General features: G+C 53.3%; 12 protein-coding genes and 1 pseudogene. All 13 read right to left on the bottom strand.

The features are described from left to right. Positions 1-14: 14 nt before the first annotated feature. Complete coding sequence (locus tag KDC22_RS01875; RefSeq protein ID WP_173135087.1) at positions 15-596, bottom strand: TerD family protein; 582 nt, start codon at positions 594-596, stop codon at positions 15-17. Positions 597-646: 50 nt separating this feature from the next. Then, a complete protein-coding gene (locus KDC22_RS01870) occupies positions 647-1,222 on the bottom strand; it encodes a TerD family protein (RefSeq protein ID WP_173135090.1) in 576 nt (191 codons plus the stop codon). Between the two features lie 29 nt (positions 1,223-1,251). Beyond that, positions 1,252-1,848 (bottom strand): TerD family protein, encoded by a 597-nt coding sequence (locus KDC22_RS01865; protein ID WP_173135093.1) that lies wholly within the window; start codon positions 1,846-1,848, stop codon positions 1,252-1,254. Between the two features lie 109 nt (positions 1,849-1,957). Beyond that, positions 1,958-2,404 (bottom strand): tellurite resistance TerB family protein, encoded by a 447-nt coding sequence (locus tag KDC22_RS01860; RefSeq protein ID WP_173135096.1) that lies wholly within the window; start codon positions 2,402-2,404, stop codon positions 1,958-1,960. Positions 2,405-2,792: 388 nt separating this feature from the next. Continuing rightward, positions 2,793-3,050: pseudogene (locus tag KDC22_RS01855) on the bottom strand (ABC transporter permease subunit); the annotation flags it as partial. Between the two features lie 96 nt (positions 3,051-3,146). Further along, positions 3,147-4,022, bottom strand: a complete 876-nt coding sequence (gene aguB / locus KDC22_RS01850) for an N-carbamoylputrescine amidase (protein ID WP_173135099.1) — start codon at positions 4,020-4,022, stop codon at positions 3,147-3,149. A gap of 47 nt (positions 4,023-4,069) precedes the next feature. Next, positions 4,070-5,098 (bottom strand): agmatine deiminase family protein, encoded by a 1,029-nt coding sequence (locus KDC22_RS01845; protein ID WP_211723859.1) that lies wholly within the window; start codon positions 5,096-5,098, stop codon positions 4,070-4,072. A 167-nt stretch (positions 5,099-5,265) separates the two neighbouring features. Beyond that, positions 5,266-5,808 (bottom strand): phosphodiesterase, encoded by a 543-nt coding sequence (gene yfcE, locus KDC22_RS01840; RefSeq protein ID WP_211721894.1) that lies wholly within the window; start codon positions 5,806-5,808, stop codon positions 5,266-5,268. Between the two features lie 300 nt (positions 5,809-6,108). Then, positions 6,109-7,593 (bottom strand): glutamate synthase subunit beta, encoded by a 1,485-nt coding sequence (locus KDC22_RS01835; protein WP_211721893.1) that lies wholly within the window; start codon positions 7,591-7,593, stop codon positions 6,109-6,111. 297 nt (positions 7,594-7,890) lie between these two features. Beyond that, positions 7,891-8,880 carry a permease prefix domain 1-containing protein gene (locus tag KDC22_RS01830; protein WP_211721892.1) on the bottom strand — a complete coding sequence of 330 codons (990 nt, stop codon included), beginning with the start codon at positions 8,878-8,880 and terminating at the stop codon, positions 7,891-7,893. A 5-nt stretch (positions 8,881-8,885) separates the two neighbouring features. After that, positions 8,886-9,212, bottom strand: coding sequence for a PadR family transcriptional regulator (locus tag KDC22_RS01825; protein WP_076243519.1), 327 nt, complete (start codon positions 9,210-9,212; stop codon positions 8,886-8,888). A 159-nt stretch (positions 9,213-9,371) separates the two neighbouring features. Continuing rightward, positions 9,372-11,327 (bottom strand): type I pullulanase, encoded by a 1,956-nt coding sequence (gene pulA / locus KDC22_RS01820; protein ID WP_211721891.1) that lies wholly within the window; start codon positions 11,325-11,327, stop codon positions 9,372-9,374. Positions 11,328-11,566: 239 nt separating this feature from the next. Continuing rightward, entirely contained in the window at positions 11,567-12,319 is a 753-nt protein-coding gene (locus KDC22_RS01815; RefSeq protein WP_211721890.1) for a C39 family peptidase, read from the bottom strand. Positions 12,320-12,436 lie beyond the last annotated feature (117 nt).

Genomic DNA, 12,436 nt, shown 5'->3' with positions numbered 1-12,436 from the left:
CGCCTTTGAAGCTCTTACTGTGCATCCAGTCCATAATTCTTGCATAAGGCGCTTAGCCCGCCGGCAAACCCGCTGCCGATCGCCTGGAACTTCCAGTCCGCCCCGTGGCGGTAGAATTCACAGAAGACAACGGCAGTCTCGGTGGAGAAGTCTTCACCAAGATCGAACCGCAGAATCTCGCGGTCACTCGAAGCATCGACCACACGGACGAAGGCGTTGGAGACTTGTCCGAAGTTCTGCGCCCGCGTCTCATAATCATAGATGGTAACTGTAATCCCGATACGCTGAATATTCGCCGGCACCAGGCTGAAGTCTACGAGGATCTGCTCATCGTCCCCGTCGCCTTCACCGGTACGGTTGTCGCCTGTATGGGTTACAGAGCCTGTACCGCCGCTTGGGTTGTTATAGAATACAAAGTCGTTTTCACCTTTGGCTTTGCCGTCCTCATGCAGCAGAAATGCAGAAGCATCGAGGTCGAAATCCTTGCCGCCGCTGTACTTGTTCGTATCCCAGCCCAGTCCTACAACTACCTTCGTCAGGCCCGGATTAGTTTTGGTAAGATCAATCCGCTGACCTTTGGAAAGACTGATCGTCACGTTCAAAAACCCTCTTTCCTGAAAAATTTAATTCATAGATCAACCTGGTCTTATTGCAGACCGTAATCGCGGGTCAGTCCGGAGAGACCGTCCTTGTAGCCACTGCCGATCGCATTGAATTTCCACTCTGCGCCATTACGGTACAATTCGCCGACAACTACGCCGGTTTCAACGGAGAAATCTTCACCCAGGTCAAAGCGGATCAGCTCTTCACTGTTCGCATCATTGACGATACGCACATAGGAGCGGGAGACTTGTCCGAAGTTCTGGCTTCTGGCTTCAGCTTCATAAATCGTAATAGTGAATGCAATTTTGTCAACATCCGCAGGGACATTCAGCAGGTCCACCTGAATCTGCTCATCGTCTCCGTCGCCTTCACCGGTACGGTTGTCGCCGGTGTGAACAACCGAAGCGTTCTCGTTCTGTTTGTTGTTGAAGAAGATGAAGTTGGTTTCTTTATCGACTTTACCGCTCGCATTGGTCAGGAACACGGATACGTCAAGGTCAAAGTCCTTGCCGCCATCGTATTTATTCGTATCCCATCCGAGGCCGACTGTGATTTTGGACAAGCCCGGGTTGGTTTTGGTCAGATCAATTTTTTGTCCCTTGGATAAGTTAATAGCCATGAATAGAGCCCTCTTTTCTCAAATTGGATTTAGAGATACCGTTCTGCCAGCTGATTGATATGCGCTGCGTGGGCGCCTTCACCGATGGCGGCGAATTTCCACTCTTCGCCATGACGGTACAACTCACCGCAGATCAGTGCCGTGAAGCCGGTATAATTGTCTGTCAGATTAAATTTAACCAATTCAGCGTTGCCTGCCGCATTAATAATCCGGATATACGCAGATTTGATCATCCCGAAGTCCTGCTTGCGGTTCACAGCGTCGTAGATGTTGACTACAACCAGAACCTTATGGACATCGGCAGGAATCGACTTCAGATTCACATTAATCTGCTCGTCGTCCCCGTCTCCCTCACCCGTCAGATTATCTCCCGAGTGAACCACGGAGTTGTTCGTATTCTGTTTGTTGTGAAAGCAGACAAGGTTCAGCTTATTGGTCAGCTTGCCGTTCTCATTCAGCAGCAGCGCTGAGGCATCGCAGTCCACGTTCGCCTGTTTCTTGACGCCAAAGAATCCTCTTGCCGGTTCGGCAGGGTCCCAGCCCAGTCCTACGATTACGTTAGACAGACCGGCATTTCCTTTGGTTAAGTCGATCTTTTGTCCTTTTACCAGATTGATTCCAGCCAACTTGAAGTACCTCCGTTTCCAAATAGAAGTTTGCGTATGGTGCTACATCAGTCATACGGCGATCATTCGCCTAAGTTTCACCTATTTGGCAGCCGAATTCAGCCTGTGGTTACAGGCTGAATTCGCTAGGGCTAAGTGACAGCACGTTGCAGATATTCCGCACAACCGCTTTCTCATGCTCATCGAAGTCACCATCAGCCGCACCAATCGCGGAGCATACGCCTACAATAACGCGGCCAATTTCCGGTTTGCTGCTGAATTTTGCAATCGCTTTGAGCGCTTCCTGCTTGCCGATTTCGGGCGAGAATTCGAAGTTGCTCACATAGAAATTGAACTGGGCGATGACATCTCTCATATCAAATACCTTCAGTTCATTGCTGAGATTCATGTATCCCGCCATCTTGTTCTTCTCGGATTCCTCAATCTTACCGTCAGCCGCCGCAACCAGTGCGCAGCCTGCCACTACAGCATTCATGAAGTCTTTATTTTTAAATTTCTTAACCTGTTCTGTCAGTCCGGCTTTTGTCGTATTCAGCCAATTTTTGAATGTGCTCATCGTATTCTCCTTCTATCATTCTGAATTATGACCAGCAGTAATAGTATGCCATTCTACTAAGCACCCTAACCTTGTCTGCCGGAAATATAAGGATAAATCATTATGCAGAACCTTCCCTAATCCTTATACTTTAAAAAAAGATATCCCAGAGCCTCCTCCCCGCCATCTCTGGCAGCTATTCATTCATGGTCCTAATGTCTAATTCTTACTCTTCTAATATAACCGATTAAATAACAATATTCTACTTTGGCCGAATCTCGCAGCACCTTGGACAGGAGCTCCCGCATACGTTCATGTGACGGACTTCCGAACAATTGCCCAGGCGGCCCCACTTCACGGGCGAAGCCCGTCTCATGTGCACCACTGAGATCATAGGCTCCATATTGGGCTACACCTTCCGTTCGATATAATTAAGCAGCTTGCTGAGGGAGTAGGTCAGGATGAAATAGATCAGCGCAGCGGTCAGATATGGCTCCCAAATCCGCAGATACTGGCCTTTCATGGTGTTGCTCCAGTACATAATCTACGGTGCGGCAATCAGCGCCAGCAGCGAGGAATCCTTCACAAGAACGATGAATTCATTCCCGAACGCCGGAACCATCCGCTTGATGGCCTGGGGCAGGATAATGAAGCGCATCGCCTGTAGCCGGGGCCTATTATTTTCCCAAAAAAATAGCCGGAATGCCCCGGGAAATCTCTCCCGGCAGCATTCCGGCTGCTAGTGATTGCAATTGGTGAATCGTTAGAAGGTCAGATCGCCGTCATAGGAAGCAATCATCCGGTACAGCTCTGGACGGCGGTCACGGAAAATCCCCCATTCAATCCGCCCTACCTCAAGGGCATCAAGGTCAAATTCGCTAACCAGCACCGTCTGCTCCTCACGCCCGGCTTCCACAATCTTGTTGCCCTGCGGTCCGGCAATGAACGAAGAACCGTAGAAGTTAATGCTGGAATCCTCGTCAATCTCCTTGCCGATCCGGTTGGAGGCTACGACAGGGATCAGGTTAGCGGCTGCATGCCCCAGCATACAGGTCTGCCAGTGATCCTTGGAATCAATCGAGCCATCCTGCGGTTCCGAGCCAATGGCTGTCGGATAGAACAGAATTTCTGCACCCATCAGGCTCATCACCCGGGCAGCTTCCGGATACCATTGGTCCCAGCATACGCCGACTCCGATTTTGGCATAACGGGTATTCCACACCTTGAAGCCGGTATCGCCCGGGTTGAAGTAGAACTTCTCCTCGTAGCCGGGACCGTCAGGAATATGACTCTTGCGGTACTTGCCCATCACGGTTCCGTCGGCATCAATTACAGCCAGCGAGTTGTAGCGCGCATAATTCTTTTTCTCATAAAAGCTGATCGGCAGCACTACCGCAAGCTCCTTGGCTATCGCCTTGAAGTGGTTCACCGCCTTGTTCTGCTCCAGCTCGGTGGCATAGGCGTAATAATCAGACTTCTCCTTCTGGCAGAAGTAAGGTGTCTCGAACAGCTCCTGCAACAGAATAATCTGCGCGCCTTGGGCTGCCGCTTCTCTCACCAGTGTCTCGGCCTTGCGGATATTCTCATCAATGTCGCCGGAACAGCTCATTTGCGTTGCGGCTACTTTTACTTGTCTCATGGTTGTTCCTCCTTATGAACTCAAGATTTGAACTTGAAGCTGCGGCTCTAATTCACCGCTGGCATCTGCTGGGTGGTGCAGTGGACGTTCCCGCCTTCACCGATCACGGCCATTCCGTCTACCGTGCGGATTCTGCGATCCGGGAACAGCCCGGCCAGAGTCTCTTCGGCAAGCTTGTCCGTCTCAGCCGCCGTACCGCCGAAGACGGGCAGGATAATACCGCCGTTCACGAAATAGAAATTCAGATAACTCAGGGTCAGGCGGTTGCCCTCATAATCTACACGGGGCGGCTGCTGAATGCGGATAATCTCCAGCTTCCGGCCCTTGGCATCGACAGCCTGCTCCAGAATGCGCAGGTTCTCTTCCGAAATCGCATAGTTCTCATCCTGCGGGTCCTCGCAGACCTGGATAATCACCTTCCCCGGAGCAGCAAAGCAGGCAATGTTATCGACATGCCCGTCCGTCTCGTCACCGCTGAGGCCGCGCTTCAGCCAGATGATCGACTCGGTCCCGGTATATTGCTTGACATAACCGGCAATCTCTTCGCGGTTCAGCCCAGGATTGCGGTTCGTATTCAGCAGACATTCCTCGGTGGTCAGCAGCGTGCCTTCACCGTCGGTATGAATGGAGCCGCCCTCCATCACCAGCGGAGCATCGAAGACGCTGACATCCATATGCTTCAGGATCTGCGGAGCTACCTCATCATCAAGATCCCAAGGCGAGTATTTGCCGCCCCAGGCATTGAATTTCCAGTTCACCCCGGCCAGCTTGCCTTCGGGACCGGCAACAAAGGTGGGGCCATTATCTCGCAGCCAGGCATCGTTATGCCGGATCGGGAGCAGCGTCACATTGCTTCCAAGCGCCAGCTTCTCAACCGCTTCCTTATCATCAGGATTGACGATAACAGTCACCGGCTCGAATTCCGCAATCGCCCGGATAATCCCGGCATAACCTGCACTTACTGCGGCATGATTGTCCGGATGTACCATGGAGTCCTGCACCGGCCAGGAAATGAAGGTCCGTTCATGCTTCGCCCACTCTGCCGGCATTGTATAGTTTAAATCTCGTGGATACATCATTTGGTTGGTTACCTCTGCTGTTTATATTTGAAGCCGGGCAGACACCCTCAAGCTCCTCACCCATCATACAATAATATGCCGGGGTGCTCAATTGCAGAGAGCAATAATCCCTCTGGAAATATCCAGAGGGATTACAATCAGAGGAACTGAGTTGGGCGGCAATTCTACAGGCGGATCTGCTTGATGATGTTGCCGCCGAAATCCTTGATGCGGAACTCACCGTTCTCCAGAATGCCGTAGGAGTTCGGGTGGTTGTCTTTGGGCAGGGCGATTGATCCGGGGTTAAGCACATAAATGCCCTCCTTCAGATCCGCCACCGGTACATGCGTATGCCCCTGGATGAACACATCCTGCGGGGATAACGCCGGCAAGCGGTCGATGCTGAACCCATGCCCGTGCGTAGCATAGATCTTGCGGCCCTCATGCAGAATCAGCACGTAGTCGCCCATCATCGGGAACTGCAACAGCATCTGATCTACCTCGGCATCACAATTCCCTCTCACAGCAACCAGGGATTTGCCGTAAGCATTCAGCATGTCGGCGACTCCTTGAGGATTATACCCCTCCGGCAGCGGGTTTCTCGGCCCGTGATACAGGAAGTCCCCCAGAATCACCAGCGTGTGCGGCTGTTCCTCCTCCGCCTTCGCCAGAGCCTGTTCCAGCCAGTATAAGGACCCGTGAATATCGGAAATAAACATCAGTTTCATCTTCATACTTCCTCTCTGCTTCATGCCCGAAATACAACATTCCGTTCATAATTCTGCCCCTAATCCAAAATTGTTGCATAAAAGACAGCTTCTCATCCCCTCCAAGCGGATTCACGGGACAAATTCCTGCATTCTGTGCAACTTTCCCCTAGCCTCCCGGGCGTCGTTGAACCAAAGCTGCATTATATGCAGCAATCGAATGCTGCCGACCTGCATCCATTGTAAATGCCTCAGCAGGCTTAACGCAAAGCAAGACGCCCTGGCGGGCGTCCGGCTGTTATCCTCACTTACGCAGCAGGCTCAGGGCAGATTGGACGAGCCCATCAGGAAGCGGTCCACTTCACGGGCCGCCTGGCGGCCTTCGTCAATCGCCCAGACCACAAGGCTCTGGCCGCGCCGCATGTCACCGGCGGTGAAGACACCTTCCACATTCGTTGCCTGCGCACCGAATTCAGCCTTGACGTTGGAGCGCTCATCGCGCTCTACGCCGAGCTGCCCCGGCACCGTATCTTCCGGTCCGGTGAAGCCCAGGGCCAGCAGCACCAGCTGGGCCCGGATAACCTCTTCACTGCCCTGCACCTCTACCGGTACCATCCGCCCGTCTTCCGTGCGCTTCCATTCAATGCGAACGGTATGCAGCTCCTGCACCTGTCCGCCGGCGTCGCCGACAAAGCGCTTGGTATTGACCAGATAGCGGCGCGGATCTTCTTCATACAGAGAAGCCGCCTCCTGCTGTCCGTAGTCCACCTTCAGCACCTTCGGCCACTCCGGCCAAGGGTTGCCCGGCTGACGGGTGAGTGGAGAGCGCGGCATAATCTCAAGCTGAATGACGCTGCGGCAGCCATGGCGGATAGAAGTGGCTACACAGTCCGTCCCCGTGTCTCCGCCGCCGATCACGACAACATCCTTGCCTGCCGCCGACAGATATTCCCCGTCAGAGAGCCCGGAATCCAGCAGACTCTTCGTGTTCAGCGTCAGGAACTCCATCGCCTGATGGATGCCGCGCAGCTCCCGGCCTTCTAGCGGAAGCTCCCGCGCCTTGGTAGATCCGCCACAGAGCACCACCGCATCATGCTCCTCCTGAAGCCGGGCTGCAGAAATATCTCTTCCGATCTCGGTCCGGGTGACGAAGGTAATTCCTTCTGCCGCCAGCAGATCCACCCGGCGCTGCACCTTCTTCTTATCCAGCTTCATATTCGGGATACCGTAGGTCAGCAGACCGCCAATCCGGTCAGCCCGCTCATACACTGTTACACTGTGTCCTGCCTTGTTCAACTGGGCAGCGCAGGCAAGCCCGGCAGGGCCGGAGCCTACGACGGCCACCTTTTTGCCCGTACGGGTAAGCGGCGGCTCCGGTACGATCCAGCCTTCAGCAAAACCTCTATCTACAATCGCCTTCTCAATAGACTTAATCGTTACCGGATCACCAGTCTTCCCCACGGTACAAGCACCTTCACAGGGCGCAGGGCAGACGCGTCCCGTGAATTCGGGGAAGTTATTCGTCTTATGCAGGCGCTTCAGCGCTACCTGCCAGTTGCCGCGGTATACCATGTCATTCCATTCCGGAATGAGGTTATGCAGCGGACAGCCGCTGGCCATCCCGGATAGCAGACGGCCCACATGACAGAACGGTGTTCCGCAATCCATGCAGCGGGCCCCCTGCTCCCGCAGCTGTTCTTCCTCCATGGGAACCGAGAATTCATTCCAGTTCTTAATCCGTTCCATAGGCTCACATTCAGCAGGCGTCCGCCGCTGATATTCGATAAATCCGGTTGTTTTACCCATCCCTGTCATCCTCCGAGTCTCTCTGATTGGCCGCCGATCCTGTGTCTAGCGGCATTCATGCCCACATCCGGCTTCAAAAAGAGGCATACTCTTCAGTCACCGGCCGTTATTCTGTCACTGTAAAGCAGCGAAGCAAGAGGCTGCAACGGGGGTTGATATTACCCCGGTACAGACTCTTGCACGGCTCAAATAAGGGGAATAAATGCCTTCATATTACCACCTATCCGCTAAGCGCGAACATGAGCAATGTCACCTTTTACAGCACCCTTTTACAGCAGGCGGTTCAGAGACCGGAATTCAGGCGGCATCCTTCTTCTTGAGCAGATTGTAGGCGGAGCTGAACACCCCGAACAGGATTCCCGTCACAGGGAACACAATCCAGTTAATATGCCACATATTGAACACAAGCCCGCTGACCAGAAAACCGCAGGTGACCAGCGGCCAGACAATCGAGGCAACCGCGCCGATTACCCGGTCCTCCTCCCCCTCCTTCTTGGCTGTACTGAAATCTCCGGTCTTCAGCAGCATCTGGTAGGCCCCCCGGATATTCCCGTAATAGACAAAGAGGAAGACAGATACAGCCACCACAGCAAGCAGGACTACAACCCCATATGAGGAAGCGTCATCCCCGAAGGCAGAAGCCACAAAAACAGCAATTGGCGACAGGACGATCAGGCAGACTCCCATAATGAGGGACAGCGTGTACGTTGCAGCAAATCCAGACTGCCTATGCTGAATCTCTGCTTCCAGATGGTAGGGCAGGTTGAACCCGGACTCCATATATTTGAACCTCTCCAGCTTCAATCCGCTGTAGATGAACATCGCAATGGCAGGAACCAGCAGAATCAAGAAGAAGATGATTCCCATCACGCTCATGGCATCCTCTGAGAGCACAGAGCGCATAAACCCGTTCTCGGCCAAACTTGTAATCAGAATGAGCAGGCCGGCGCCCACCATGATCAGTCCCACGCCCAGCCCGATAAGCAGGCCGGATCTTTTTTTGGCAGCAATGAATTCGTCTGTCTCAAGCTCCGTAAGCTCGGGAAACATCGCAACCTTCTCTTCCTGATGGATCTCCCCGATCCCCAGCTCACTGACCAGCTCATCAATGTTGCCGAATTCGGAAATAACGATGCCTACCGCCTCATTCTCCGACTTCCCGTCATGCTTCAGTTCATAATATTTCTCCTCCATGTTGCCGAGCAGCTCCTGCTTCAGCTTGTGCATCTGTTCCGTTCTGGGCAGGGAAGCGAACATATTGTTCAGATATCCTATGATTGTATCCAAGTTCCTCACAGCTCCTTTATGAATTTGTTAATAACTTCCTGGGTGACTTGCCACTCCTCGCATTTGGTACGGTAATAAGCCAGGCCCTGGGGAGTGATGCGGTAGTAGGTGCGTCTTTTGCCGAACGTCTCATCCAGATAAAAGGAATCAATATATCCGTTCTTCTCCAGCCGGGTGAATGCGGAATATAGTGTGGTCTCCTTCATAATGTATTTCTCTTCCGAGAGCTTCCGTATATTCTTGGAGATCTCGTAGCCGTACGATTCCCCATCCAGAAGCATGTAGAGGATCATCGTATCGTTGTATCCCCGGATAACGTCACTGCTGATCAATTGCCTGCCTCCTATACTTCATCTGTCGTAGTAATTAGGTTCATTGTAGCATAATTACTACGACAGATGAAGTAGTTTTTTTCTCTTTATATTTTGTATTATCAGCACGCCAAAAACAGACTGCCGGGGCAGTCTGCTTCTGCGGTACAATGTATTCTTTTAGATCACTGCCAGTACAATCATTCCAATTCCATCAGCCGCTAAAATACCGCCCGCAAGCCCGCCGATATGCTCTTCGCCGAACAAAATGCTCCATTCGCCCAGCTCGGGCAGACTTAGGCTGACCCCTTGCGGGTTGGCATTGTACAGCACGTACAAATGCTGCGCGGAATCTCCGCCGGCATGATCACGGAGCGTGTAAGCCACTGAATGCGCCGGAGCTTCCTCGAAGACCAGCCGATCACGGATCTCCTCGGCAGTCCGCAGCCGGAAGGCCGGATGGGCAGCGCGCAGCGCGATCAGCCGCTTCATGTAATCAACAGATTCCGCGTTGGCGGCGCAGCGTTCCCAGTCCAGCCAATTATATTCCACCGGTGATTTGAAACTGTTCTCAAGCCCGCCCTTAGTTCTGAGGAACTCCTGCCCGGCATGGATGAAGGGAATCCCCTGACTCGTCAGGACCATAGCCGAGGCCAGATGGTGCATAGCGCGGCGCTGCTCCTCCTCCACCCCTGGTGTAGACAGCAGCAGCTTATCCCACAGCGTATGATTGTCATGACATTCCACGAAGTTCACACACTGCTCCGGCTCCTGTGCGTATTGCCCCAAGCCCGGCCCGTAGTAGATGGCTCCGGCAATCCCCGCCTTCACATTCCGCTCGAAGCCGATGCCGCCGCTGATGAAGCCCTTCTGGTCATGCAGGAATATATTGCCCTTCACCGCATCCCGGAAGCCGTCATTGAAGTGTCCGATGCCCGGCAGCTCATTGGCATGGCGCTGGTTGGCCCGGAGATCCTCCGCCAGCGCCGTATCCATCACCCATCCTTCACCTATGGTGATCAGGGAGGGGTCCAGCTCATCCAGACGGCGGCGGATTTCGTTCATCGTACCGGTATCAAGAAGCCCCATGAGATCGAAGCGGAAGCCGTCGATATGATATTCCTTGGCCCAGTACAGCACAGACTCCACAATGAAGCGGGACATCATCTTCCGCTCGGAGGCGACATCGTTCCCGCAGCCGGAGCCGTTAGATAACCGGCCATCCTTGGTATAACGCAGATAATATCCGGGAACCAGCTTGGCGAAGTTCACGCGGAACCCGTCATAGACATGGTTATAGACAACATCCATGATGACTCTCAGGCCCCTGTCGTGCAGCGCCTGTATCATCGTCTTCAGCTCACGTATCCGCAGGCCCGGAACATATGGATCTGAGGCATAGGAGCCTTCAGGAGCATTATAGTTCTTGGGATCATATCCCCAGTTATAATGCGGCTCATCCAGGCGGGTCTCATCCACGCTCTCTGTGGCATAATCATAGACAGGCATCAGCTGCACATGGGTTACGCCCAGCGAGGCAATATGATCCAGGCCGGTGGCAATCCCTCCCGGACCACGGGTTCCCGCCTCTGCAAGACCCAGGTATTGTCCCTTATGGGTAATTCCACTGGCAGGATGAACCGATAAGTCACGCAGATGAAGCTCATAGATCACCGCATCCACCGGGTCATGGAGTGGCGGTTTGTCCGGCGTCCAGCGCTCCGGATCAGTCTTGCGCAGATCAAGAATGGCACCTCTGTCCCCGTTTACACCAACAGCACGGGCGTAAGGGTCCACCGCTTCATTCCATAGATCACCGATACGCACACTATAGGTATAGAACATCCCGTCCAGATCACCCGGAACGTTGATTCTCCAGGTTCCCCTAACGTCGCGGATCATCGGGATTCGCCGGCCCGCCGCGTCCTGCCAAGACTTATAAAGTATTAGTTCTGCTTCCTGGGCAGTTGGGGCCCACAAACAAAACGCAGAGCCGGTTGCCGAATAGCTCAGCCCCAGATCACCTCCGTCATAGCTGAACAGCTCGTCGAAATTCCGGTCAAAGACGGATATTCCGCTGGTAGCCGCCGGGTCCCCGTAATCAATCGGTTCCTTCATTTCTTTCTGTACAGACAAGGCAGACCGCCTCCTTTACCTTTAACTAAATATACGGCACAACTCCTGGTATTTATACAATACTTCTTCTCTCCATATGAAATTTTATCCTAATCTTCTCCTTAGTGCAAACGTTTGAACTCAACCGCACCAGGATGCCGAAAAGCAGAAAGAGGACGGTACCTGCTCTGCCCGCCCTGTCCGCTCTGTAACCCTGGCACCCCTGTTGATTATGGTTGTCTGCCAATATGCCGCCGGGCTTACGGGACTTCCTGACTTCCCGGCAGATCCAGCGAGACCATCGTAAGTATGCTTGTATTCGCTGTATACGAAATCTGCCGTTCTCGGCCCGGGGTATATGCGCCGCCCGGATGCCGCACCCCGTTGTCATGGACAACGAGCGCACAGGAGCCGTCCGCCTGATCCTCATAACCGATTCCCAGCACCCAATGATAATCATAGACATAGCTTCCCCGCCAGCGGAAGCTGAACCACTTATCGAATTTGAGGGCTACAGGCCGCGCCGCATCAATCTCGGCTCTGTAACGCCCGATATCGTTGAATACGGATACCTTAACCCGTCTGTTGCGGTCATCTCCAGGAGGAGCCGCTTGACGGATATACGCCCGGAGGCCTCTGACAAAGCTGCGTACGCTCATTCCCCAGGGCGTGCCGCCATGATGGGTATAGATGTAGTTGATATGCGCGGCCTTGGAGCCAAAATGACGGAACCCCGGAACAAACACCCTGCCCTTATGCGAGTGCCAATATTCCAAAAGAGCGGCCATGGTTGCCGGACCGCAGGCAGAGGAAGGCGCAGCGACCCCCGTCTCCCACTGGGTATACGCCTCTGCCTTGAGCCGCGGACCAGAAGGCTTCCGGCTCATAGCAGCCTCATAATGTTCTGAATAGAGCGCCCATCCAAGTGTTCCATTATATACGGCCTCCTTCATCTGGGGGCCCCGCGCTGCTGCAGACCCTCTGCTGTTCTTCGCTTGTCGTTCTACTCTCACAGTATACGCTAAGACAGGCACGGAATGAAACGGGAGCCTCCCTTGCACAGAGACAGTTAAAATTGTAAATATTGACTAATCTAGAATTTGTCCCTATATTAAAAGTTAAATACATAT

Source organism: Paenibacillus tritici, from assembly GCF_018207515.1.
GTDB lineage: Bacteria > Bacillota > Bacilli > Paenibacillales > Paenibacillaceae > Paenibacillus_AQ > Paenibacillus_AQ tritici.
This window is presented reverse-complemented; position numbering and strand designations above follow the sequence as displayed.

Excerpts from the sequence above, each read along its gene's own strand:
- KDC22_RS01870 (WP_173135090.1), bottom strand. The coding sequence starts at position 1,222 with ATGGCTATTAACTTATCCAAGGGACAAAAAATTGATCTGACCAAAACC.
- KDC22_RS01860 (WP_173135096.1), bottom strand. The coding sequence starts at position 2,404 with ATGAGCACATTCAAAAATTGGCTGAATACGACAAAAGCCGGACTGACA.
- aguB (WP_173135099.1), bottom strand. The coding sequence starts at position 4,022 with ATGAGACAAGTAAAAGTAGCCGCAACGCAAATGAGCTGTTCCGGCGAC.
- KDC22_RS01845 (WP_211723859.1), bottom strand. The coding sequence starts at position 5,098 with ATGTATCCACGAGATTTAAACTATACAATGCCGGCAGAGTGGGCGAAG.
- yfcE (WP_211721894.1), bottom strand. The coding sequence starts at position 5,808 with ATGAAACTGATGTTTATTTCCGATATTCACGGGTCCTTATACTGGCTG.
- KDC22_RS01835 (WP_211721893.1), bottom strand. The coding sequence starts at position 7,593 with ATGGGTAAAACAACCGGATTTATCGAATATCAGCGGCGGACGCCTGCT.